The organism is Crossiella sp. NPDC003009 (genome assembly GCF_053591555.1).
In genome coordinates, this window is sequence record NZ_JBSFUA010000022.1 from 66,919 (window position 1) to 90,899 (window position 23,981).

17 protein-coding genes are annotated in these 23,981 nt (G+C 73.0%); 9 read left to right on the top strand and 8 right to left on the bottom strand.

The genetic code is table 11. The features are described 5' to 3' along the window. The first annotated feature begins 38 nt into the window (after nt 1-38). Nucleotides 39-644, top strand: coding sequence for a lytic polysaccharide monooxygenase auxiliary activity family 9 protein (locus ACWDY5_RS22885; RefSeq protein ID WP_449724204.1), 606 nt, complete (start codon nt 39-41; stop codon nt 642-644). Here ACWDY5_RS22885 and ACWDY5_RS22890 read toward each other — a convergent pair whose 3' ends face one another. Beyond that, nucleotides 645-1,478: an aminoglycoside adenylyltransferase domain-containing protein gene (locus tag ACWDY5_RS22890; protein ID WP_449724205.1), complete on the bottom strand. Its 834-nt coding sequence runs from the start codon at nt 1,476-1,478 to the stop codon at nt 645-647. Between the two features lie 138 nt (nt 1,479-1,616). On the opposite strand from ACWDY5_RS22890, the gene ACWDY5_RS22895 reads away from it, so the two are divergent. Continuing rightward, a complete protein-coding gene (locus ACWDY5_RS22895; RefSeq protein WP_449724206.1) occupies nt 1,617-4,709 on the top strand; it encodes a family 78 glycoside hydrolase catalytic domain in 3,093 nt (1,030 codons plus the stop codon). Here the strand turns inward: ACWDY5_RS22895 and ACWDY5_RS22900 are convergent. Further along, nucleotides 4,706-5,011 (bottom strand): hypothetical protein, encoded by a 306-nt coding sequence (locus tag ACWDY5_RS22900; protein ID WP_449724207.1) that lies wholly within the window; start codon nt 5,009-5,011, stop codon nt 4,706-4,708. The two genes, ACWDY5_RS22895 and ACWDY5_RS22900, sit on opposite strands and share 4 nt — an antisense overlap. Before the next feature lie 234 nt (nt 5,012-5,245). Between ACWDY5_RS22900 and ACWDY5_RS22905 the strand changes: the two genes are divergently transcribed. Next, on the top strand, nt 5,246-6,463 hold the full coding sequence (locus ACWDY5_RS22905; protein ID WP_449724208.1) for a PucR family transcriptional regulator: 1,218 nt from the start codon (nt 5,246-5,248) through the stop codon (nt 6,461-6,463). Here ACWDY5_RS22905 and ACWDY5_RS22910 read toward each other — a convergent pair. Next, nucleotides 6,460-7,437, bottom strand: coding sequence for a methyltransferase (locus tag ACWDY5_RS22910; protein WP_449724209.1), 978 nt, complete (start codon nt 7,435-7,437; stop codon nt 6,460-6,462). The genes ACWDY5_RS22905 and ACWDY5_RS22910 overlap by 4 nt on opposite strands. A gap of 360 nt (nt 7,438-7,797) precedes the next feature. Here ACWDY5_RS22910 and ACWDY5_RS22915 point away from each other — a divergent pair, with 360 nt between their 5' ends. After that, nucleotides 7,798-8,019, top strand: coding sequence for a LuxR C-terminal-related transcriptional regulator (locus ACWDY5_RS22915; protein WP_252482041.1), 222 nt, complete (start codon nt 7,798-7,800; stop codon nt 8,017-8,019). A gap of 21 nt (nt 8,020-8,040) precedes the next feature. Here ACWDY5_RS22915 and ACWDY5_RS22920 read toward each other — a convergent pair whose 3' ends face one another. Further along, a complete protein-coding gene (locus ACWDY5_RS22920) occupies nt 8,041-8,631 on the bottom strand; it encodes a TetR/AcrR family transcriptional regulator (protein ID WP_449724210.1) in 591 nt (196 codons plus the stop codon). 43 nt (nt 8,632-8,674) lie between these two features. Next, nucleotides 8,675-9,613: an endonuclease/exonuclease/phosphatase family protein gene (locus ACWDY5_RS22925; RefSeq protein WP_449724211.1), complete on the bottom strand. Its 939-nt coding sequence runs from the start codon at nt 9,611-9,613 to the stop codon at nt 8,675-8,677. Nucleotides 9,614-9,971: 358 nt separating this feature from the next. Between ACWDY5_RS22925 and ACWDY5_RS22930 the strand changes: the two genes are divergently transcribed. Beyond that, nucleotides 9,972-13,241, top strand: a complete 3,270-nt coding sequence (locus tag ACWDY5_RS22930) for a GH92 family glycosyl hydrolase (RefSeq protein WP_449724212.1) — start codon at nt 9,972-9,974, stop codon at nt 13,239-13,241. Between the two features lie 3 nt (nt 13,242-13,244). Here the strand turns inward: ACWDY5_RS22930 and recQ are convergent, their stop codons facing one another. Both recQ and ACWDY5_RS22940 read right to left on the bottom strand, forming a co-directional pair. Further along, nucleotides 13,245-15,092 (bottom strand): DNA helicase RecQ, encoded by a 1,848-nt coding sequence (recQ, locus tag ACWDY5_RS22935; protein WP_449724213.1) that lies wholly within the window; start codon nt 15,090-15,092, stop codon nt 13,245-13,247. A 10-nt stretch (nt 15,093-15,102) separates the two neighbouring features. Beyond that, complete coding sequence (locus ACWDY5_RS22940) at nt 15,103-15,552, bottom strand: hypothetical protein (protein ID WP_449724214.1); 450 nt, start codon at nt 15,550-15,552, stop codon at nt 15,103-15,105. Nucleotides 15,553-15,868: 316 nt separating this feature from the next. Here ACWDY5_RS22940 and ACWDY5_RS22945 point away from each other — a divergent pair, with 316 nt between their 5' ends. Continuing rightward, nucleotides 15,869-17,053 carry a cytochrome P450 gene (locus ACWDY5_RS22945; protein ID WP_449724215.1) on the top strand — a complete coding sequence of 395 codons (1,185 nt, stop codon included), beginning with the start codon at nt 15,869-15,871 and terminating at the stop codon, nt 17,051-17,053. A gap of 62 nt (nt 17,054-17,115) precedes the next feature. Next, the gene (locus tag ACWDY5_RS22950; protein WP_449724216.1) at nt 17,116-19,176 is read left to right on the top strand and encodes a LuxR C-terminal-related transcriptional regulator; all 2,061 of its coding nucleotides are present in this window, start codon (nt 17,116-17,118) and stop codon (nt 19,174-19,176) included. A gap of 42 nt (nt 19,177-19,218) precedes the next feature. On the opposite strand, the gene ACWDY5_RS22955 is transcribed toward ACWDY5_RS22950, so the two are convergent. Continuing rightward, nucleotides 19,219-19,530, bottom strand: coding sequence for a hypothetical protein (locus tag ACWDY5_RS22955; protein ID WP_449724217.1), 312 nt, complete (start codon nt 19,528-19,530; stop codon nt 19,219-19,221). A gap of 823 nt (nt 19,531-20,353) precedes the next feature. Between ACWDY5_RS22955 and ACWDY5_RS22960 the strand changes: the two genes are divergently transcribed. Beyond that, complete coding sequence (locus ACWDY5_RS22960; RefSeq protein ID WP_449724218.1) at nt 20,354-20,620, top strand: hypothetical protein; 267 nt, start codon at nt 20,354-20,356, stop codon at nt 20,618-20,620. Nucleotides 20,621-21,039: 419 nt separating this feature from the next. Further along, entirely contained in the window at nt 21,040-23,871 is a 2,832-nt protein-coding gene (locus tag ACWDY5_RS22965; protein ID WP_449724219.1) for an ATP-binding protein, read from the top strand. Nucleotides 23,872-23,981: the final 110 nt, after the last annotated feature.

The following is a 23,981-nucleotide window of genomic DNA, read 5'->3' on the forward strand; positions in this document are numbered from 1 at the left end:
GTGCAACCCCCGCCGCCGGAAACACCGCGGAGGTTGCCTTGCACACCACTCCGATCACGCGCTCGATTCTCGTCGGCCTGATGAGCCTGGCGCTGATGGCGCTTTCCGTCCTGGTACCGGCCACGGCCAGCGCGCACGGTTACACCAACGGCCCGAACAGCCGGGCCTACTTCTGCAAACTCGGCACCGCCAAGAACTGCGGGCCGATCCAGTGGGAACCACAAAGTGTGGAGGGCCCCAAGGGATTCCCGGCCCGCGGACCCGCTGACGGCAGTATCTGTGCCGGCGGGCTCGGCCAGTTCGCGCAGCTGGACGACCCACGCGGCGGGAGCTGGCCGTCCACCCAGCTGACCAGCGGCGCGAGCCGCACGTTCAGCTGGTACCTGACCGCGCCGCACGCGACCACCTCGTTCAAGTACTTCATCACCAAGAACGGCTGGAACGCCAACGCGAAACTGACCCGCGCCGCACTGGACCCCGCCCCGTTCATCAGTGTCAGCAACGGTGGCGCGCGGCCGCCGAACGCGGTCTCGCACACCGGCACCGTGCCGGCGGGCAAGACCGGCAGGCACCTGATCCTGGCGGTCTGGGACATCGCGGACACCGGAAACGCGTTCTACCAGTGCATCGACGTCACTTTCTGATCAGCGCGCCAACCGTTCCGCATCGCTGAGCAGTTCCAGGGTGAACTCACCGGCCAGCCGCCGCAGCAGGCCGGGTTCCGGGATTTCCGGGCCCGGCCCGCCGGTGCGCTGAGCCAAGGCGGCGCGCAGTAGCGGATGCCAGCGGGCGTCGAAGACGTCCAATGCGTATTCGGCCGCCGCTTCTTTCGAGATCACCGCGCCGGTGGCGATGGTGTGGTGCAGGCGCGGCGGGCCGAGCACCCTGGCCAGCGCCGCCCGATGCGCGGGCACCAGGGGTTTGCCCGATGCCCGGCTGGTGACGCACTGCTGTGCCCAGTCCCGCCAGTGGCCGCGCAACTGGTCCAGGTTCCACTCCCGCAGCCTGTCTGGTTCCGGGTCGAGCCCGAGCCGGTCCGGGGCTGGGCCGCGCACGGTGACTCCCTGTTCCCGCAACACCTTCCACATCACCGGGTTCACGTCGAACCCACGGCCGCGCTTGAAGGAACGGCCGCTGTGCGAGGCCAGCGGCCGGATCCGGGTCACCGGTTTGCCCAGCTCCGCCGCGGGCACGAACGCGCCGTTCATGGTGCCGGGGATGGTTGGGTCCGCCCTGACCAGCGCGCGTCCGGCGGCCGACAGGTTGCCGGCGACGTGCAGCACCCGCAGGCGGCGCAGCTCCCGCTCGCTGAACCCGCCGTCCACCACCGCGATGAAGTCGATGTCGCTGCGCCCGGCCCGCCAGGCGTCCAGCGCGGCCGAGCCGACCAGGTAGCAGCCGGTGATCCGGCCGGGTAGCAGCCGGTCGGCCACGGCCAGGTAGCGGGCGGCGGCGCGTTCGGCTCCGGGATACGGCATCAGCCCAGTGTGCCAGCGAAGCTCACCCGTTCGCCGCTGACCGGCAACCGGCGGGACTTCTCGCGTGGCGCTGGCGCGGGCGCGGCGGCGGTGGCACTGTCGGTTGACGGGACCGCCGAGGCTGGGGAGGACCAACCCGTGTGCGCTGTGGCGATCACCCGGCTCACCACCGAGTACGCGGACAACCCGCTCGGCACCGACGTCCCGCACCCGCGCCTGGCCTGGGTGCTCAGCGCCGAGGTCAACGGCGCGACCCAGTCCGCCTACCAGATCCAGGCCGACCCCGACCCGCGCCGCCTCGCCGAGGGCCGCCCCCGCTGGGACACCGGCCGGATCGCGTCAAGCCGCACCCTGGGCATCCGCTACGACGGCCCGCCGCTGCGCCCCCGCACCCGCTACCACTGGCGGGTCCGGGTCTGGGACGGCGAGAACGGCCCCAGCCCCTGGAGCGCCCCGGCCTGGTGGGAAACGGGCCAGCTGGGCCAACCGTGGTCCGCCAGCTGGATCGGCCCCGCCGCACCACCGCCGCCACCGGCCCTGGACCAGGCGTCCTGGATCGGCGGCCCCGGCTGGACCCTGACCGGGGCCCCGACCGGCTCCCGCTGGTTCCGCGCCACCCTGGACCTCCCGGCCGAGGTCCGCGCCGCCACCCTGGTCGCCACCGCCGACGACGCCCTGAACGTGCACCTGAACGGCCAGGAAGTGTTGTCCGCCAACACTTCCGGCAACGCCTGGACCGCCGCGCACCTGCTCGACGTCACCGAGGAGGTCCGCGCCGCCGGATCCCGGCTCACCGTCGCGGTGGAGGCCGTCAACCGCGGCGGCCCGGCCGGACTGCTGCTGCGCCTGCTCGTCGAGCACACCGACGGCAGCACCCGCGAACTGACCACCGGCGCGGGCTGGCGCGCCACCGGCACCGCGCACCCCCGGTGGACCAGCCCGGCCTTCGACGACTCCGGCTGGCCCGCCGCGGCCGTCCTGGCCCGCTACGGTGAAGGCCCGTGGTCCCGCAACATCACCGTGCCCGCCCCACCGCGCCCGGCCCCGTTGCTGCGCAAGGGCTTCCAGCTCGACCGCCCGGTCACCCGCGCCCGCCTCTACCTCAGCGGCCTGGCCTACTACGACGCCCAGCTCAACGGCCACCGCGTCGGCGACCAGGTCCTGGACCCGGGTTTCACCGGCTACGACAAGACCGTGCTCTACGCCGTGCACGACGTCACCGGCCAGCTCCAGCAAGGTGCGAACCGGCTCGACGTCACGCTGGGCCGCGGTTTCTACGGCATGACCACGATCAACGTCTGGGACTGGCACCTGGCCAAGTGGCACGGCGAGCCCAGACTGCTGGCCCAGCTGGAGATCGAGCACCCCGACGGCGGGCGCACCACCATCGGCTCCGACGGCAGCTGGCGGCTCACCGACAGCCCCACCCGCGCGAACTCCCAGTACTCCGGCGAAACCTACGACGCCCGGCACGTTCCCCAGCACTGGACCGACGCCCAGCTGGTCCCCGCCCCCACCGGGATCCTGCGCGCCCAGCCCAACGAACCGATCCGGATCACCGGGACCATCCGCCCGGCGAGCATCACCGAGCTGCGGCCCGGCGTGCACGTGGCAGACATGGGCCGCACCATGGCCGGCTGGACCAAGATCACCGTGCGGGCCCCGGCCGGCACCCGGATCTCCTTGCTGCACGGGGAGAAGCTCAACCCGGATGGCAGCGTGCAGTCGGTCAACGAGCACGTCAAGGACACCCGCCAGCAGCGCGACGAGTACATCGCCGCGGGCAGCGGCGCGGAGACCTGGGAACCCCGGTTCTGCTACAAGGGTTTCCGCTACGTGCAGATCACCGGGCCGCGGCCGGAGCAGGTGCTGGGGCGGCTGGTGCACAGCGATGTGCCCGAGGTCAGCGAGTTCCGCTGCGCCGAGCCGATGTTCGAGCAGCTGGACCGGATGATGCGCCGCACCATCGCGAACAACCTGCACGCCCTGCCCACCGACACCCCCACGTACGAGAAGAACGGCTGGACCGGCGACGCTCAGGTCGGCGCGCCCAGCATGGCCTACGCCTTCGGCATGCAGCGCCTGTTCGCCAAGTGGGCAGGCGACCTGGCCGACGCCCAGGACAGCGCGGGCCAGGTGCCGGTGATCGTGCCCAACGGCGGCCGCTGGGGCTACCGCCAGCTCGCCCCCACCCCGGAGTGGACCACCGTCTTCCCGTTCCTGGCCAGGGAGCTGCACCGCTGGTACGGCGACGACCGGGTGGCCGCCGAGCACTGGCCGGCGCTCACCCGCTACCTGGACTGGGAGATCAACCGGATGAGCGGCGGCCTGGCGCTGACCGCCCTCGGCGACTTCCTGTCCCCGGACGCGCCCTGGGGCGTGGCCCCCGAGGACAACCGGCTCACCGCCACCGCCTACCTGCACCGCGCGCTGATCGGGGTGGCCGAGATGGGGGAGCTGCTCGGCCACCAGGCCACCGCCACCCGCTACCGCGCGGTCGCCGAGCAGGCCAAGGACACCCTCAACCGCACCTTCCTGCGCGGCGGCCACTACAACAGCGACCGCGACCAGGGCTACCGCCAGACCAGCAACGCCATCCCGCTGGCCTTCGGCCTGGTGCCACCGGAGTCAGTCCAGTCCGTTGTGGACAGTCTCGCGGCAGACATCCGCAAGCGCGGCAACCACCTCAACACCGGCTGCCTCGGCACCAGCGTGCTGCTGCCGGTGCTCACCGCGCACGGCCACGCCGACCTGGCGCACGCGATCGCCGTGCAGCGCACCGAACCCAGCTGGGGCTACTGGATCGAGCAGGGCGCGGACACCATGTGGGAGATGTGGCACAAGGACTCCCGCTCCCGCAACCACTACTTCCAGGGCACCGTCACCCAGTGGCTGTACGAGAACGTGGCGGGCCTGCGCCCACTGGCCAACGGCTACCAACGCATCCTCATCCGCCCGGACGCCAGGGCCGGCGTGGCCTGGGCCCGCACCAGCATCAACACCGTCCGCGGCCGCGCCGCGGTCAGCTGGGCGACCACCCCGACCGGCCTGACCCTCACCGCCACCGTCCCGGTCGGCGCGACCGCGGAGATCCACGTGCCCACCGCCCCGGCCCGCCCCGGCCCCGCCCACCAGGTGACCGCCCCGCCCGGTGCGGTCACCCTGCCCCCCATCCCCGGCCACGCCCCCTACCGCGTCGGCTCCGGCACCTGGACGTTCACCACCGGCTAAGCCATCCCGGTCGCCGGGAACGCGCTGTGCCCCGGCGGCGGTGGCAACGCGAGCAGTTGCCGCGCCACCTCCAGGAACTCCCCGCCCCGGTGCCACATCCGCCGGTCCGGGTCCACCGTGAACGGATCCGCCGCGTCCACGTCCTCCGCCCGCACCCGGTAGGCCAGCGCCTCGGACTCCGAGTACGCCAGCACCGTCTCCCGCACCCCCCGCCAGACCCGGTTGAACATCACCGCGTCCGTGCTGGCCACCTCGTCCCGGATCACGCTCTGCCGGAAGCCCTTGCGCCGCAGCATTTTCATACATTCCGAGACTGATATCGGCCCGGCTCCGTCGTCCTGTCCCATCGTCCTCCCGCCGCCGTGGAGCCCACGATTCTGCCGGGGTGCCAGGGCGCTGACGGCGCTCATCGCTCGATCAGGGGAGGACCGCTGGTCAGCTGCACAACCCGCACGGCCACCGTTGTGCAGCTGCCTACCTGGGTAGCAGGGCGGGAGTGGATTGCGCTTGCCCCGCCGGTCGAGCAGGCTCAGGCGGTGGTGGACATCCCCGAACCCGATCCGCTGGCCAAGTTGTACCAACGGGCCGAGGCCGCGATCCCGCGGATCGCCGAGGACGTGCTGGCCGCCTTCTTCGCCAGGGCCGCCGGCTACCAGCAGCTACCGCCGCAGCTGGTGAGCAGGGAGATCAGCGCCGCGATCGCGCTCAACCTGCGCCTGTACCTGCACTGCCTGCGCGAGCGCCGCCCGCCCCGCCCCGAGGAGCTGACCGAGCAGATCGGCGCCGCCATCCGCCGCGCCCAGCAGGGCGTGCCGCTGGAGGTGGTGCTGGGCACCTACCACATCGCCGCCCAGGTCGGCTGGGAGGCGATGGCCGCCCTGGCCGAGCCGGACGAGCTGCCCGAGCTGCTCTCCAGCGTGCCCGGCCTGCTCGGCTACCTCAGCGTCGCCGTGCCCGCCGTGGCCGCCTCCTACCTGCACGAGCAGCAGACCCTGGACGCCGAACACCGCGAGGCCCGCCGCGCCCTGGTCACCGCCCTGCTCACCGGCGCCCCCGCCGAACCCCTGGCCGAACGCCTCGGCATCCCGCTGTCCGAGACGCACACCGTCCTGCACCTCCGCCTCGGCCCGCCCCCGCAGTCCGACGGCGCCGACCCGCAGCTGGCCGCCAGAACCCTGGTCCGCCGCCTGCAGGCCGAGCTGCCCCCGCACACCCTGGCCGCGGTCAACCACACCGGCGGTGTCCTGCTGCTGCCGGCCAACGACCCGGGCGAGGCTCCCGCCGACGGCCCGGCCACCGCCCTGGCTCTGTCCGAACGCCTGCACCTGGCCGCGGGCACCGCCCTGCTCACCGGCATCGCCACCGCCGCCACCCGCGCGGCCATCCCCGCCGCCGTGCAGCAGGCCACCGACATCTCCGACCTGGCCACCCGCCTCGGCCGCCCACCCGGCGCCTACCAGCTCGACGACGTCCTGCTGGAGTACCAGCTCTGCCGCCCGGGCCCCGGCCGGGAACGCCTGCACCGCATCCTGGACGAGCTCACCCAGCACCAGGACCTGCTCTGGACCCTGCGCGTCTTCCTGGCCAGCGGCCACAACCGGCACCGGGCCGCCGCCGAGCTGCACATCCACCGCAACACCCTGAACCACCGCCTGCGCCGGATAGCCACCCTCACCGGCCACAGCCCAGCCGACCCAGCGGGCGCCCGGATCCTGGCCGCGGCACTCACCGTCCGCGACTTCGCACCCCGCTAGCTCACCACCCCGAACTCCAGCAGCACCCGCCCCTCCGCGATCGCCCCGGACGCCCGCAGCTCAAGCCCACCTGCAGCCCCGAGCTCCACCAACTCCGCGACACTGCGTTCCTTGCCGCCAAAGCACATCAACATGAACAAGCTCATCGCCGTCCCAGTCCCGTCCTCCCAGGCGGGCTCGATCACCAGCACAGTCCCGTTGTCCCCAGCGGCCTCCCGGCACCGCCGCAGAATCTGCCGGGCCCGCTCGTCGTCCCAGTCATGCACGATGTCGGACAGCACATAGGCATCCGCCCCCGCGGGCAACGGATCGAAGAAGCTCCCCGCCACCGCCGAAGCCCGATCCCCAAGCCCCGCAGCGACAAACCGCTCGCTCGCGGCCGCGGCCGTCGGCGTCAGATCCACCACCCGCCCCCGAACCCCGGGATGCGCCAGCAGGATCTCCGCCAGCACATACCCGTCGCCCCCGCCCACATCCACGATCTCCCCGAACCGCCCCCAGTCGAACCGCTCCGCGATCTGCCCCGCCTGCACCCGGAACCGCCAGTTCATCTGCGCGTCAAAGGACTTCCGCAACTCCGGGCGTGCGTCCAGGTCCGCCCAGAACTCCCGCCCGTACCGCTTCGCATAAGCGGGAGTGCCGTCCCGCACGGTCTCCAGCAGCTCCACGAACGCCAGCTCCGCCCGGCCACCGGCACAGTTGATGTCCAGCAGCGTCTTGAACCGCTCCGGCCCCAGCTGCGCACCCAGCTCCGTCGGCCGGTAACGCCCGGACTCCACCGCGAAAACCCCCACCGCGACCAGGTGGTCGAGCAACCGCCGCAAGGCCAGCACAGAAGTCCCGGTCTCCGAAGCCAGCCGCTCCACGGAAGCCCCCGCGGCCCCAGTCCGTTCGACCAGTCCCAGCGTCGCCGCCACCCGGATCGCCATCGGCGTAGCCAGATCCGCCAAGGCCATGATTGATCGCTCACTCATCAGCCAAGGCTAGATGTCGCGACGCTCGCTTCGGGCAGGGTGACTGGTTCGCAAGGGCAGAAGTTCTCCCCGGGCAGCCTCGGCGAGTACCGCCATCGGCCAATCGGGTGAGATCGTGTTGGAGCCGCCGACGGTCTGCGCCAAGGACGCCGTCGACCGGCTCGACTGCTGGGAGGGGGAGCCGACGATGCGCGCACAGCAAGCCGGAACTCCTTCCTGGGCCTGCGGTCACTCCGTCCACAGTGGACAGTGCTGCCCGCGGTCGAACTGGGGGAACACCACATCCAGGACAGCCGGACCGACCCGGGCGGGCCTGCGATGAGCTTCCAACTGGTCAACGCACCCCCAGGAGGGACCACGATGGTGGTAGCCGACAACATCCGTGACCACGCCGTGCTCAGCGAGGAAGAGGTCACCCTGCTCCGCCTGCTCTCGACCGGACTGCCGATCGACGCGGTCGCGCGCAGGCTCGAGCTCTCCGAGCGCACCGTGCGCAGGCGCACCCGCGCCATGTGCAACCAGCTCGGCTTCTCCAGCTCCATCCAGGTCATCGTGTGGGCGGTGCGCCGGGGTCTGGTGTGAGGGTCGCGGCGGCCAGCGGCCCTACTTCCCTGGGAAGTTCGCCATCGTCATCTCCACCACCCGGCGCAGCTCCGCCGGCCCCACTCCGTCGGCCGCGTGCACCGCCATCCCCTGGCTGACCACCATCACCAGCCGCGCCAGCGCCGCCGCGTCCGCCGACTCCGGCAGGTCACCCTCCTCCTGGGCCCGCGCGAACCGCTCCCGCAACCGCACCTCGGCCGCCATCCGCTCCGCCGACACCGCCGCCCGCACCCCGTCCGACGCGCTACCGGTGACCAGCGCGCCCTGCACCACCAGGCACCCGCGCGGACGGCCGGCCGCGGTCACCGTGTCCACCGTGCCGTAGAGCAGCCGCTCGGCCGTGGCCCGCGCCGTCGGCTGTTGCAGGGCCTCGTTGACGTGCCGCGCCGGGCCCTCGGCGTAGCGCTCCAGCGCCTTGCGGAACAGCGACTCCTTGTTGCCGTAGGCCGCGTACAGGCTGGGCCGGTTGATGCCCATGGCCGCGGTCAGGTCGGACATTGCCGCACCCTCGTAGCCGTGCCGCCAGAAGACCTCCAGCGCCCGGTCCAGCGCCTGGTCGACGTCGAATTCCCGGGGCCGCCCGATCGCCATCACCGCCTCCTTCAGTACCAGCCGATACTGTACTCTGCGCTGGTCAGGCGAGGGCCAGCTCGGCAACCACCATCCGGTGATCCGAGCCACCCAGCGTGTGCTCGCCCACCGACACCCCGCGCAGCCCCGCCCCGTGCAGCACGTGGTCCAGCTGCATCACCGGCGGCACCCACCACCCCGAAGGCCAGGTCGGCGCCCACCCACGACCCAGCTCCGCGTGCGTGTCCACCAGCCCGGCGTCCAGCAGCCCGCGCATCGAGGCGTGATCCAGCGTGGCGTTGAAGTCGCCCAGCATCACCACATCCGGCCCGGCCGCCACCCGCAACGCGGCCAGATCCCGGCCCCACTTCTCCGCGTCCCCCAACGGGTACAGCGTGTGCACCCCCACCAGCCGGACCGCCCGCCCGCCGACCTCCACCTTGGCCACGGTCTGCCCCCAGGTCGTCGGCGCGGCCAGCAACCCACCCCCGTGCAGCGGCAACCGCGAGTAGATCGAGGTGTCCTCCTCCGGGTGCAGCTCCTGGTACGGCAACGCCTCGTCGATCCCGGCCGCGGCCAGCGACCGCACCCCGGCCCCCGGAAGTTCCTGCACCGCAAGCACATCCAGCCGCTCGGTGCGCACCAGCTCCACCAGCGCCGCCGCGTCCACCCGCCCAACCAGGGCGTTGATCGTGCCCACCCGCAGCCGCACCGCCCCCACCGCACCGCCGTCCGGCACAAACCGCGGCACCAGCACCACCAATTGCACCACCGCCAGCCCCGCGGCCAGCCAGGCGGCCTTCATCCGCAACACCCCGAACACCACCGCCAGCAACACGGTCCCCGCCGCCACCAGCGGAAAACCGGCCATCGGCAGCGCGAGCACATTCCCGTCGTCCAGCCCAGCCACCCGCACCAGCACCAGCCCCACCACCGGAGCCAGCGCCGCCCACCCCAGCCACGCGACCACCCGCCGCCGCGGCCGAACATCAACAACGGTCATGCCGAAAGTCTGCCCGAGCACCCCGGCCCGCCATCGCGCTCCCCGCCCGCACCCACGCGACCCCGCGCCCGCCGCCTCCCCGCCGCCTGCCGCCGCCAGCCCACCAGCCCGCTCGCCGTCCGCCGTCCGCCCGCGCCGCCAGCCCGCCAGCTCTCCCGCCGCCCGCCCGCTCGCGCCGCCAGTCCGCCCGCCGCCGCCTCCCCGCCGTCCGCCACCCCGCCCGCCAGCCCGCACTCGCGCCGCGCGCCGGTTCCGGACCAAATTCGGACAGTTCCCCGGACAGACCCTTTTCCCGGCCCGGCGGGACATGGCATGGTCGCTCTGACTCCGACAACGTTGTCAGCGAGGGGGCGGAACCGTGTCACCATCTCCCGGCAGAACCGTCGCGCGAATACTGGCCGTCGCGCTGCTCGCCGGTGGGCTGCTCGCCCCGGCCACCGCGGCCGCCCAGCCGGTGGCCGACCCGACCACGCTGGTCAACCCGTTCGTCGGCACCCAGAACTTCGGCAACACCTTCCCCGGCGCCAGCGCGCCCTTCGGCATGGTCCAGATCAGCCCGGACACCGGCGGCCAGGGCGGCTACGACTACAAGCAGGACCAGATCCACGGGTTCAGCCAGACCCACCTCTCCGGCGTCGGCTGCGGGGTGGCCGGCGAGCTGCCGATCATGCCCACCACCGGGCCGGTCGACTCGGTCGAGCACACCGGCTACCGCTCGAAGTACTCCCACGCCGACGAGGAGGCCAAGCCCGGCTACTACCGGGTCGGGCTCTCCCGCTACGGCGTCAACGCCGAACTGACCGCCACCGAGCGCACCGGCTGGCAGCGCTACACCTTCCCGGCCACCGCCGCGGCCAACGTGCTGTTCAACACCGGCAAGGCCAACCAGGGCGTGCACGACTCGGAGATCCACGTCGTCGGCGACCGCACCCTGGAGGGCCGGGTCCGCGCAGGCGGGTTCTGCGCGGGCAAGGACGACCACACCGTCTACTTCACCGCCAGCTTCGACCGCCCGTTCACCGCCTTCGGCACCTGGCGCGGCACCACCAAACGCCCGGACACCAGGGACGCCGCGGGCGCGGGCGGCAACGGCGCCTGGGTCACCTTCGACGCCACCGCCGACCGGGACGTGGTGGTCAAGGTCGGCCTGTCCTACACCGGCGTGGACGGCGCCCGCCGCAACCTGACCGCGGAGACCGCCGACGCGCACGACTTCGACGCCGTCCGCGCCAAGCTGCACCAGTCCTGGGTGCAGCGGCTGCGCTCGGTCAGTGTCGGCGGCGGCAGCACCGAACGGCAGACCGCGTTCTACACCGCGCTCTACCACTCACTGCTGCACCCGAACCTGGCAGGCGACGTCGACGGCAAGTACCTCGGCTTCGACGACAAGGTGCGCACCGCCACCGACTTCACCCCGTACCAGAACCTGTCGCTGTGGGACACCTACCGCCCGCAGAACCAGCTGCTGGAGATGCTGGAACCCCAGGTGGCCCGCGATGTCGCGCTGTCCGTGCTGGCCGCCGGCCGCGACGGCGGCTGGCTGCCGCGCTGGGCACTGGCCAACAGCGAGACCAACATCATGACCGGCGACCCGGTCACCCCGTTCCTGGTCGAGGCCTGGTCCAAGGGCCTGCTCGCCGGGCACGAGCGCGAGGCGTATGCCTTGCTGCGCAAGAACGCCACCGCCACCCCGCCCGCCAACTCCGTCTACAATGGACGGTCCGGCGCGGACTACTACAACACCCGCGGCTACATCCCCTCCGGCCTCAAGCTCGGCGTGGACTGCGCGCACAAGGGCGGCGACAACGACTGCGCGCACCCCGCCTCGGCGACCATGGAGTACGCCGCCGCGGACGCCGCGCTCGCTCTGCTCGCCGACGCCCTCGGCGAACGCGCCGACGCGCGCATGTTCGCCGACCGCGGCCAGTGGTACCGCAACCTGTGGGACAAGGGCATCAGCCAGTTCCGCCCGCGCACCAAGGACGGCACCTGGCTCACCCCCTACGACCCGGTCGGCGCCGCACACCAGTTCCACGAGGGCGGCGCGCACCAGTACCAGTGGCTGGTCCCGCAGGACCCGGCCGGACTGGTCGAGCTGATGGGCGGCCGCAAGGCCACCGAGCAGCGCCTGGACCGCTTCTTCGCCTACGACAAGCTGTTGCGCGACCCGGCAGGCACCGCCCGCAAGGACTGGATCACCGATCCCTACGACTACTACGGCAAACCCACCTACAACCCGAACAACGAGCCTGACCTGCACGCGCCGTACATGTACCTGTGGGCAGGCGCCCCGGCCAAGACCGCGACCGTGGTCCGCGCCGCGATGACCCTGTTCACCACCGGCCCGGACGGTATGACCGGCAACGACGACCTGGGCACCATGTCCGCCTGGTACGTCTTCTCCAGCCTCGGCCTCTACCCGACGATGAGCGGCGCCAACTTCCTGGCGCTGTCCAGCCCGCAGTTCCCTGCCGCCACCGTGCGCATCGGCGACTGGGGCGGCCGCCAGGGCGGCACGCTCACCGTCACCGCGCCCGGCGCCAGCGACACCAACCGCTACGTGCAGCGGGTGGCGCTGAACGACCGCCCGGTCGGCAAGACCTGGCTGTCCTGGGCCGACCTCGCCCGCGGCGGCAACCTGGCGCACACCCTGGGCAGCACCCCCTCCGACTGGGGCACCAGCCGCCAGGACGAGCCGCCCTCGATCAACCGCGCCGCGGGCGATCTCCGGCACCACGTGGACGCCTCGCTGCGCCAGCCCACCGCGGTGCTGCCCACCTCGGCGGGCAGCCAGCAGACGAGCCTGCCGCTGGACGTGCTCGGCCAGTCCCCAGGCGTCATCGCCGCCCAGGTCCGCGCCACCGCCCCGGCTGGCTGGCGGATCGACGCCCCGGCCGCGCCGATCTTCCTGCGCTCCACCCGACTGCCCACCCAGGAGACCGTGCCGCTGACGCTCACCGTCCCCGCGGCCGCCCCGGTCGGCAAGTACCCGGTGGTGGTGCGCGTGGAAGCCCTCGGCGGCAACAAGGTCGTCCGCGAGCTGACCGTCGAGCTGCGCGCCGCCGCGACCTGCGCGAGCACCAGCGGAACCCAGTGCGCGGTGGAGCTGAAGACCTTCGCCGACCACGACGGCACCGCCACCGTGACCGCCTCCGCCGAAGGCAACTTCGACGGCAGCGGCTGGAGCTACGACGCCGCCCTGCTGCCACCGGCGGGCCCGGTCACCTGGGCCGGCACCACCTACACCGCCCCGAACGCGGCCGGTGCCGAACCCAACTTCGTCGAGGCCCGCGGCCAGGCCCTGCTGCTCCCCGAAGGCAGGCGCAGCAGCCTGAAAGTGGTCTCCGCCAGCCACAACGGCCCGGTCACCGCACCGGTGACCCTCCGCTACGCCGACGGCACCACCGAGGACGTCGCCATCTCCGTCGGCGACTGGGCGGGCTCCACCCCAGCGGGCACCGTGGTGCTGCTGGAGATGCCACACCGCATCAAGGCGGGCACCGGCATCGACGGCCCACCGGTCCGCCTGTTCGGCCAGACCGTGCCGCTCAACCCGGCCAAGTCACTTCGTTCGATCAGCCTCCCCAACGATCCGAGGGTCGAGCTGTACGCCCTGACCCTGTCCTGATGCTCACTCGCCACCTCCGTGCAGCACGTCCAGGATCTGCTGCCCGTAGTTGGCCAGCTTCGCCTCGCCGACACCGCTGATGCCGCCGAGCGCCTCCAGGGTCGCCGGGCGCTCGACGGCCACGGTGCGCAGCGTGGCGTCGTGGAAGATCACGTACGCCGGTTTGCCCAGCTCCTTGGCCAGCGCGCCGCGCCAGGCCCGCAGCTGCTCGAACACTGGCACCGCCTCCGCCGGCAGATCGACCACAGCTGCGGCCTTCTTCGCCTTGGCCTGGCTGGACTTGCTCGCCGGGCGCTCCGGCTCCCGGCGCAGCATCACCTCGCGCTGCTTGCTCAGCACCTGCCCGCTGGCCTCGGTGAGCACCAGCGTGCCGTAGTCGCCCTCCACCGCCAGCAGTCCCTGCGCCAGCAGCTGCCGGACCACCGCCCGCCACTCCTGTTCGTGCAGGTCGGCGCCGATGCCGAAAACGGTCAGCGAGTCGTGGTCGTGCTCGATGACCTTCGCCGTCTTCTTGCCCAGCAGGATGTCCACCACCTGACCGGCGCCGAACTTCTGGTTCCGCTCCCGCTTGAGCCGGTACACCGTGGAGAGCAGCTTCTGCGCCGCGACCGTGCCGTCCCAGGACTCCGCCGGGTTCAGGCAGGTGTCGCAGTTGCCGCAAGGCTGGCCCTGCTGGCCGAAGTAGTTGAGCAGCTGCACCCGGCGGCACTCCACCGTCTCGCACAGCGCGAGCATCGCGTTGAGGTGCTGGGCCAGCTTGCGGCGGTGCGCCTCGTCGCCCTCGGAGGTGTCGATCATCTTCCGCTGCTGCACCACGTCCTGCAGCCCGTAGGCCAGCCAGGCCGTGGACGGCAGCCCGTCGCGCCCGGCCCGGCCGGTCTCCTGGTAGTAGCCCTCCACCGACTTGGGCAGGTCCAGGTGCGCGACGAAGCGGACGTCGGGCTTGTCGATGCCCATGCCGAAGGCGATGGTGGCCACCACGATCAGCCCGTCCTCGCGCAGGAACCGGGACTGGTTGCGCGCCCTGGTCGCCGAGTCCAGCCCCGCGTGATAGGGCACCGCCTCGAAACCGTTGGCGGAGAGGAACTCCGCGGTCTTGTCCACCGAGGCCCGGGACAGGCAGTACACGATGCCCGCGTCGCCCTTGTGCTCGTTGCCGAGCAGCTCCAGCAGCTGCCGCTTCGGGTCGTTCTTGGCCACGATCCGGTACTGGATGTTGGGCCGGTCGAAGCTGGCCACGAAATGCCTGGCCTCGGTCAGGTTCAACCGGGTGGCGATCTCGCCGTGGGTGGCCTTGGTCGCGGTGGCGGTCAGCGCGATCCTCGGCACGTCCGGCCACCGCTCGTGCAGCTCGGACAGGCCCAGGTAGTCCGGCCGGAAGTCGTGCCCCCACTGGGACACGCAGTGCGCCTCGTCGATGGCGAACAGCGACACCCGGCCGCGGTCGAGCAACCGCATGGTCGACTCCAGCCGCAGCCGTTCCGGCGCCAGGTACAGCAGGTCCAGCTCCCCGGCCAGGAACAGCGACTCCACCAGCTGGCGCTCATCCGGCAGCTGCGTGGAGTTGAGGAACCCGGCTCGCACCCCGGCCGCGGTCAGCGCGTCCACCTGGTCCTGCATCAACGCGATCAGCGGCGAGACCACCACCCCGACCCCCGGCCGCACCAGGGCGGGAATCTGGTAGCACAACGACTTCCCGCCACCGGTGGGCATGAGCACGAGCGCGTCCCCGCCCGCCACCACGTGCTCGATGATCGCCTGCTGCTCACCGCGGAAGGAGTCGTAACCGAAGACCCGCCGCAGCACCTGCGTCGCGTCTGCCACGTCCGATCCGGTCTCCGTCGAAGTCACGCGGCCGAGGTTACCGATCCCCGCCGACAGGCCGTGCCGCACCGGGTTCCGAACGGGTGCACCAGGGCAGTGACCGACCGTGAGTTTCCGCTCGGCCACCCCGGTTGACCTGGTGCTGGCAGGAGATCCGGCGCTGGAAAAGCCACTGCACGGGTGTCCCCGTCGGTGTCTGCCGCGAGTCAGGCCTGCCCGACGAAGACGGCCTTGTCCTTGCCGAACCCCGGCTGGAACGCCAGCTGCAGCTCGCCCGGCTGTCCAGGCCGGTGCCGCAGGGACCGTTGAAGTCGGTGACCGACTTGGCGTCGCGGCCGTCGAACTGGGCGTCGGTCGGCCCGAGCAGCAGGCCGGTCCGCACCGGCTCCTCGGTGCCGTTGACCACGGTGACGCTGAACTTCACCGCACGGTCCACTGTGGACGGTGCGGCGTACTTGTCCGGCTTGCCCGCGACGGGCTTGGCCACCTCGACGGCCAGCCCGTCCGGCCAGGTGTAGCGTTTGCCGCAGGTCGGCGTCTCCGCGGGTGGCGGGTGGTCGGCGGGTTTCGTCCTGGCCGGGTCGCCTTCGCTGACCTGACCCTGGTTCGTGTGCCCCGCAACGCCTCGTCCAGGGCTTTCACCGCGGCCGCCTGCACATGGTCGCTCCCTGCGTGCGAAGTTGTGCCCGGACCTCGCGCGGTGACGGAAAGTCGTTAGCCCCCAGCACCTTCGTTCACCACTACAGGTGAGCTGGGGCAACGAACCAGGGAAGCGGCGGTCACGACTGGGCCACCGCGTAACGTTGCCCGCGGAGCTCGAGAAGCCGGAGTGCGACATGGTCAGCGAGGCGAACACGGGCCGGGACCGGCGGCGGGTCCGGGACGGCGAGGCAGGCTGCCCCATCACCCAGGTGGCGGCCGGGCACTGGTCCGTCCGTGGCCTCGCCGAGGGCCGCACCGTGCTGCGCAGCACCGAGACCCGCCAGGCCGGGCTCGCCGTGGAACGGATGGACAAGCTGCCCAGCGGCCTGCGCCGTCCCGTCCTCTACCGCGACGGTCCCGAGCACCGCGAGCACCGACGCCAGACCGCCCGGTTCTTCACCCCGCGCCGGGTCGAGCAGCACTACCGGCCGCTGATGCGCCGGGTGGTGCAGGAGCAGCTCGCCGTGCTGCGCCGGGCGGGCAGCGCCGACCTGAGCAGGCTCAGCTTCCAGCTCGCGCTCCAGGTGGTCGCCGAGGTCGTCGGCCTCACCGACAGCAGGCCCGGCATCGACCGGCGGCTGGAGGCGTTCTTCCCGGCCGCCCCGCCCGGGTTCCTGCGGCTCAACCTGGCCTGGCTGCGGTTCCACCTCGGCGACGTCCGACCGGCCGTGCGCGCCCGCCGCCGGGAACGCCGGGACGACCTGATCTCGCACCTGATCGACGAGGGCTGCCGGGACAGCGAGATCCTCGGTGAATGCCTGACCTTCGCCGCCGCGGGCATGGTCACCACCAGGGAGTTCATCAACCTGGCCGCCTGGCACCTGCTCGCCGACGCGGACCTGGGGCAGCGCTACCGCACCGCTGCGGAGCCGGAGCGGCTGGCGCTGCTGCACGAGCTGCTCCGCCTGGAACCGGTGGTCAGCAGGCTCAGCCGCCGCACCACCGCCCCGATCGAGCTGACCGGGGTCACCATCCCGGCCGGTGACCTGGTGGACGTCGAGGTCAGCGCCACCAACGTGGACCCGGCCGCGGTCGGCGACCACCCGGCCGACATCCGCCCGGGTCGCGGGCTTGCTGACGGGGCCTCGCCGGTGGCGCTGGCCTTCGGCGACGGCCCGCACCGCTGCCCCGGCGCGCACATCGCGATGCTGGAGAGCGACCTGTTCCTGCACGCCCTGCTCAACCAGCCAGGGATCACCCTGGAGAGCGGCCCGACGGTGGCCTACCGGCCGGAGATCGCCGCCTACGAGCTCCGTGGCCTGCGCGTTTCACTGCGGGGATGCTGAGGCTCCACCCGCACGGGGGAGGAGGACTACGGTCGGAACCGGGTCTAGGTGGGAGAGGGACGTTGGCAGGATCGCCCTGGGCGGGACGACTGGGACTGAACGTCGACGCGCTGCGCGCCGTCGCGGGGGTGCCGGACACCCCCGCGCCACGGCGGGAGAGCGGCGCCGCGCCGCTGCCGCCGGTGTTCGAGGGACTCGGCCCGCACGCGGGCGCGGTCGCGGTGGCGGTGGCCGTGCTCGGCCCGGAGGCGCCACTGGGCGACACCGCGGCGCTGGCCCAGCTGAGCCTGCCCGCCACCCTGGCCGCGGTGGACGTGCTGACCGCGGCCGGCGTGCTGGTCAACCGGGTGCCGCTGTCCTTCCGCGAGCCGGACACCGCCGAGACCGTCCTGGGCGGGCTCCCGGTGGGCGCGCGGATCACCGTGCGGCTGCGCGCGGCGGAGATGCTGCGCGCGCTGCCCGGCGCGGCCGAACGCACCGCCGACCAGCTGGTGCGGATCGGCTCGGTCGGCCTGGACTGGGCGGCGGACGCGCTGTGCGCCGCCTCCGCGCAGGCGCTGGACCGGGGGGACTGGCGGGCGGCGGTGGAGTACCTGCGGCACGCGCTGGCCGAACCGATGCCGGTGGCCGAGCGGGTTGCGCACACCCAGCAGCTGGCCGCGATGCTCACCGAGACCGACCCGCTGGCCGCCCTCACCTGCCTGCTGCGGGAGCTGCGGCGGGAGGACACCGCCGTCGATGTCACCGCCACCACCGGGTTGCTGCGGCGGCTGGCGACCAGGCTGCCGAGCACCCAGGACGCGCTGCGCCTGTTCGACGAGGCCGCCGACCGGCTGCACCAGCACGATCCGCCGGCCGCGATCCGGTTGCAGCTCACCAGGGCCGGGTTCGCGCTGTTCCGGCCCGGCGGGACCACCCGGCTGAGCGGGCTGGCGGACTGGCTGGCCGAGGCCGACCTGGCCGATCCGCCGGCGCGCCGGGGTCTGGCCGCGGTGCGGGCCTGCCTGGCGGCGCTGCGCGAACCGCGCGCGGGTAACGCGGTCGAGCTGGCCACCGCGGTGCTGGCCGAGGCCGACCCGCGGCATGAATGGGACGCCTGCTGGCTCGCGCTCTCGGCACTGCTGCTCGCCGGGGACGACGCGGCCACCGAACGCGCCTGCCGCGAGCTGGACACCGCCCTGCCGGTCGAGGGCGCCGAGATCCAGCGCTTCGGCTGTGAGCTGACCCGGGCGTACTACCTGCGGCGTCAGGGAAACCTGCGCGACACAGTGTCCACATTGGACTCATTGCTGACCGCGTGCGCGGCGTACGGCCTGGCCCGCGACCATCCGATCGTGGCCACCGCCGCGGCCAACCTGGCAGAGACCCTGGTGCACACCGGAGCGCTGCGCCGGGCCGAACATTTGCTCACCGAGTACCGCCTCGACGCCGACACCGGCGCCTCGATGTGCGTGCTGCGCGGCCGGGGCGCGGTCGCCGCGGCCAACGGCGACCTGGACGCGGCGTTGACGGCGCAACTGGACTGCGGCAGGCACGTCACCGGCTGGGCCGAGCTCAACGCCGAGTTCCTGCCCTGGCGCTTCGAGGCGGTGCGCACCCTGCTCCGCGCCGACCGCCACGACGAGGCCCAAGCCCTGGCCGAGGCCGACCAGACCGCCGCCGCGGCCTGGGACACCCCGCGCGCCCTCGGCTTCGCCACCTACGCCCGCGCGCTGACCAGCGACGGCCCCCAGCGAATCGCCCTGCTCACCGAGGCCGCCAGCCTGCTGGCCGCCGCGGGCACCGCCCTCGCCGAGGCCCACGCCCGCCACGACCTGGCCCAAGCCCACCGCCAAGCAGGCTCCCCGGCAGCAGCGGAACCCCACCTGGCCCGCGCCCGCGAACTAGCCGCCCACTGCGGCGCCACCCTGAGCACCCCCGACCCGGCCGACCGCCCCGTCCTCACCCCGCAGGAACGACGCATCGCCCGCCGGGTCGCCCGCGGCCACACCAACGCCCAGATTGCCGACGAGCTGACCCTGGCCCGCCGCACCGTCGAGTTCCACCTCTCCAGCGTCTACCGCAAACTGGGCATCACCGGCCGCCGCGACCTGGCCGCCTGGACCGGCCCGGAACTCGACTAGCCCGTGCGCCGGACGTCGCCGGCGTGACATCGGAAACCCGGCCTAGGACGCCCGGTCCCGCACCAGCCGGAACGCCTCGATGTACTTCGGCAGCTCCCGCCGGGCCGCCTCCAGCCTCGGCTGGTCGATGTCCAGCGCGGGCGTCCGCCCACCGGGGATCAACCAGTCCGCGGCCGACTCTCGCGACTCCGCGTCGGCACAGCGCAGCAACAGGCACACCGAGTCCAGCGTCCGCACCAGCTCATCCACGATCACCGCCGCCTGCGCCGGCTCAAGCGCGAGCCGCCCATCGGCCGCCAGTCGCAGGAAAAGATCGCCGGCCAGCCCGCCGTACCCGGTGTCGCTGCCAGCCATCCGCCGCCTCCCGCCGATCACACCACCCGGAAGTCCACTACCTCCGCCGCCCCGCCCGACAGCCCCCACTGCCAAATCTGCCCCCACCCCCAGTCGACCTTGCCCGCAAGCACACTCCCGGTCCGCCACACCTTCGAGTGAACCCCCATTCGCGCCTGGGCACGCGCCTCCATCAAACCCCCAGCTCAGCTAACCTACAACCCAACCGGAGCACGCGCTCCGCAAGTCCCCGCCCCCATTTCCCCGCCAAGATCAAGACAGAAAGGAACCGAATCACTGTTTCCCGCGTTGCGCGAAAGAAGAGCGGCGCCCCCGCGCGGCACCCACCCCCGCGACGCCCTCAAGCCTCCCTCGACCCAGCACCCCAACCGAAGCGGGAGCGGAAGCGATCCAACCGACCACGAAGGAGGCAGTCCACCCGACCAGAGCGGAAGCGGCTCGACGGCAGCGGCGAAGCACCGGTCGACGGCAGCGCCGGACCGCCAGGCCGCGCGGCAGCGGACCACCGGGTCGCACGCCGATGCCGCAGAAGCATGGAGCGAGGCGGAAGCACGGGACGAGCCCGAGCATGGCGCGAGTCCGCAGCCGCGGAGAGCATGGCAGGAACCGGCCCGCCGCGTTGCCCGTTCCCACGGCCGCGGATCTACTGGCAGCCATGACCCGAACCGTCGTCGTCGCACTCCTGTCCGCGGCCCTGCTCACCGCGTGCGGGAACCCGGCACCCCCGACCTCGCCCACACCACCCCAGGCCCCCGCGTCCTCGGCGAGCGGTGCCGCGACTTCCGAGAGTTCCGCGACCGCACAACACCTGCTGGAGCTCGAGGTGACCGGCTCGGCCACTCTCTCCACCGTCACCTTCACCCTCGACGGGAAGGTCAGCGAGGAGGAGTCGGTGAAACTGCCGTGGCGTAAAACCGTCACGGTCCCGTTCGGAAGCGGACGCCACGAGTGGAAGCTGACCATGCAGCACACCGGCGGAACCATGTCCGCGACCGCCACGGTCAACGGAAAGCTCGTGACGCGCACCGGTGGCGGCGGCTCGCCCGGCACCAAGAACACCGCCAACCTGTCCGGCAGCTTCACGGACTGACCGGCCGCCCCGAGCCCCGCCGGTAGCCGCTGCGGTACCGCCCGCCGCTGTTCGCCGTCCGCGCCGGCGTTTGCCGCCGCGGCCCCCGCTAGCTGCCGCTTCACTGTTCGCCACCGCGGCTGCCCGTTCCCGCCACCGCTGCCACCCGGCGCCGTTCGCGCCTGCTCGCGACCCTTCGCCGTCGCGCCGCGCCTTGTCGCCTTGCCGTAACGCGTTCGCTCGCCGTCGCGGCCAGGCCGGGTTGTCCCTCGGCCGCGGCGACCGCGCCCGCGTTGGAGCCAGGGGGCAGACGGGCCGCCACCGCCCCGCCACGCCAATCCCGATCACCCGCCCCGCGCTCCGCGTGACCTGCGCGCCCCGCCGCAACCCGCCTGCGGGCTTGTGGCGACCGGATCCGGCCGGGTCGTAAGTTACTGCGCATGCAGCCCGAGCCCCCGTCCGACGTGTGGATCGGTCGTGAGGCGGAACTCGCCGTGTTCCGGTCCGCCGTGGAGAACCTTGGTCGCGGTACCGGCGCGGTGGTGTGGGTTGAGGGGGAGCCGGGGATTGGGAAGTCGGCGTTGGTGGCGCGGGGGCTGGAGGTGGCGCGGGCGGCCGGGTACGGCGTGCTGGCCGGGGTCGCCGATCCGATGTCGCAGCGGTCGCCGTTGCGGGTGATGTTGGACCTGTTGCAGGTCGGGCCGCGGTCGGCTGATCCGCGGCGGGCGCGGATCGCGGCGGCGTTGCGGGAGCGGCGGCTGGGGTTGCTGGAGGCGACGGACGTCGGGTGGGTGGAGATCGAGCTGCTGGTGGGGCTGGTGGACGAGTTGTGCACCGCCGGGCCGACCGTGCTCGTGGTGGATGACCTCCAGTACCTCGACGAGGCCTCCTTCCTGATGTGGCACCGGCTGGTGACCGCGGTCGACCAGCTTCCGCTCCTGCTCGTCACCACCTGCCGGCCGGTGCCGCGCCGCCGCGAGGTCCAGGACCTGCGTGCCGCCCTGGCGCGGCGGGGGCATCCGCTGCTGGTGCTGGAGCCGCTCGCGGACGGGCAGGCCGCGGCGTTGCTGGCGGGGTTGCCTGGGCTGGGGGAGCTGCCTGCGGCGGTGCGGGATCGGTTGCGGGAGCTCGCGTTGGGCAATCCGCTCTACCTGCGGGAGCTGGCTGACGCGGCACGGCGCAGCGGCGCCTCGGGGCGGGGGGCGCGGTTGCCGAGCTCGTTCGCGGAGGCGTTGACCGGGCGGTTGCGGGTGGTGCCGGAAGGGTCGGCGGAGATCCTGCGGATGGCCGCGTTGCTGGGCGGGCGGTTCGCGGTCACCGAGGTCGCGGTGCTGATGCGGCGGCCGGCCGCGGAGCTGGTGCTGGGGCTGCAGGACGCGCTGGCCGCGGGGATCGTGGTGGACGCCGGCAGCCACATGGCGTTCCGGCATCCGCTGATCCGGCAGGCGCTCTACGACGGCATGCCCGCCGCGCTGCGGGCCGCCCTGCACCGGGAGGCGGCGCAGACGCTGGCCGACTCCGGTGGCGGGGCGCTGCGGGTGGCCGAGCAGCTGCTCGCCTCCGGGCAGCCGGGGGATGCCTGGGCGCGGGAGTGGCTGGCCGGCACGGCGATCGCGCTGGCCGCGCACGCGCCGGAGATCGCGATCGAGCTGCTCTGCCGCGATGTGGACCAGGCCGTGGTCGAGGACGAGCACGGTGAGGCCCTGCTCGTGGTGCTCGCCTGGGTGCTGCTCGGCGTCGCCCGCCACGACGAGGCGGTGGTGCGGGCGCGGCAGGGCCTGGCCGCGGCGAGCCGGACCGGGCACCGGGCCGAGATGTACTTCGTGCTGGTGCGGGCGTTGTTCAGCCTGGGCCGCAACACCGAGGCGGTGGAGGCGGTGCGGCGTGCGCTCGCCCGCACCGACCTGCCGGTGGCCTGGCGGGCCCGGTTGCTCGGGTCGCTGGCCATGTACCAGCGGGCGGGGGAGGGCGATGTCGAGGCGGCCGATCGGACCGCGCGGCAGGCGCTGCACATGGCCGAGAGCGTCGGCGACTCCTTCGGCACCGCCTACGCGCTGACCGTGCTGTGGGTCAACCAGTCCGTCCGCCGTGACCACCTCGCCGCGCTGGCCAGTCTCGACCGGGCGCTGGAGGTGTTGCGCGCCGGACCGGACCACACCGACCTGCTGGCCTTCGCCCAGGACGCGCGGATCTTCACCCTGCAGAACCTCGCCCGCTGGCCGGAAGCCGCGGCCGCGCTGCGCCAGGAACGCGACGGCGGCGTGCGGGGGTCCGCCGCGGTCAGGCCGGGGGTGACCACGGCGGTGCTGCGGTACTGGCTCGGCGAGTGGGCGGACGCCCGCGCCGAGCTCGACCCGGAGCACCTGACCGGGGTTGGCTTCACCTACTCAGGGCTGCGCGAACCCGGGCCGTCACTGCTGTGGCATGGGGTGGCCGCGCTGATCGCCGCCCGCCAGGACCACCGCGAGGCCGCCCGCGCGCACCTGCGCGACGGCGCCGCCCTGTCGGTCAGCACCATCGGCGACCGGGAGAACCAGGACTTCCTCATCGCCGCGCGCAGCGTGGTGCTGGAACAGGACGGCGACCCGCGCGCGGCCATGACCACCCTGGCCGGCACGCTGCTGGACCGGCGGCCCGGCGAGATGTCGCTGATCCACCAGTGGCTGCCCGACCTGCTCCGTCTCGCCCTGGCCAACGAGGAGCCGGACACCGCCCGCGCCGCGCTGGCCGCCTGCCGCGCCGAGGCCGGCGCGGAGTCCGCACCCGGCCGCGCCGCCGCGGCTTTGCTGCGCTGCCAAGGACTTCTCGACGGTGACCCGGTGCCGCTGCGCGCCGCCGTCGATCATTACCGCGCCACCGGTCCCGCGGTCGAGCTGGCCGCGGCACTGGAGGACCTGGCCACCGTGCTCGCCGCGACCGGGGAGCACGCCGAGGCCAGGGAGGCGCTGCACGAGGCGGTCACCCGCTACGGCGAGCTCGGCGCCGAATGGGACATCCGCCGCGCCGAGGGCAGGCTCCGCGAACACGGGGTCCGCCGGGGGGTGCGCGGCCGCCGCGCCGCACGCGAGCTGACCGGCTGGGACGCGCTGACCCCCACCGAACTGCGCATCGCCGAGCTCGTCGCCGACGGCCAGTCCACCCCCGGCATCGCCGCCGGACTGTTCCTGTCCCCCCGGACCGTGCAGACCCACATCTCGCACATCCTGGGCAAGCTCGGCATGCGCGGCCGGGTGGAGATCGCCAGGGAGGTCTTCCGCCGCCGCGCCGGCTGACCCGGCCGGATGACGAGGCACGTCGTCCACAGGTCGCCACCGCAGGTATCCGCAGGTTGCCCTCGCGCACCAGCGGAGTTGCCCGTGCGGACCACGGTCAGTGCAGGTCA

Excerpts from the sequence above, each read along its gene's own strand:
- ACWDY5_RS22910 (WP_449724209.1), bottom strand. The coding sequence starts at position 7,437 with ATGAGTGAGCGATCAATCATGGCCTTGGCGGATCTGGCTACGCCGATG.
- ACWDY5_RS22890 (WP_449724205.1), bottom strand. The coding sequence starts at position 1,478 with ATGCCGTATCCCGGAGCCGAACGCGCCGCCGCCCGCTACCTGGCCGTG.
- ACWDY5_RS22915 (WP_252482041.1), top strand. The coding sequence starts at position 7,798 with ATGGTGGTAGCCGACAACATCCGTGACCACGCCGTGCTCAGCGAGGAA.
- ACWDY5_RS22965 (WP_449724219.1), top strand. The coding sequence starts at position 21,040 with ATGCAGCCCGAGCCCCCGTCCGACGTGTGGATCGGTCGTGAGGCGGAA.
- ACWDY5_RS22900 (WP_449724207.1), bottom strand. The coding sequence starts at position 5,011 with ATGAAAATGCTGCGGCGCAAGGGCTTCCGGCAGAGCGTGATCCGGGAC.
- ACWDY5_RS22920 (WP_449724210.1), bottom strand. The coding sequence starts at position 8,631 with ATGGCGATCGGGCGGCCCCGGGAATTCGACGTCGACCAGGCGCTGGAC.
- ACWDY5_RS22955 (WP_449724217.1), bottom strand. The coding sequence starts at position 19,530 with ATGGCTGGCAGCGACACCGGGTACGGCGGGCTGGCCGGCGATCTTTTC.
- ACWDY5_RS22925 (WP_449724211.1), bottom strand. The coding sequence starts at position 9,613 with ATGACCGTTGTTGATGTTCGGCCGCGGCGGCGGGTGGTCGCGTGGCTG.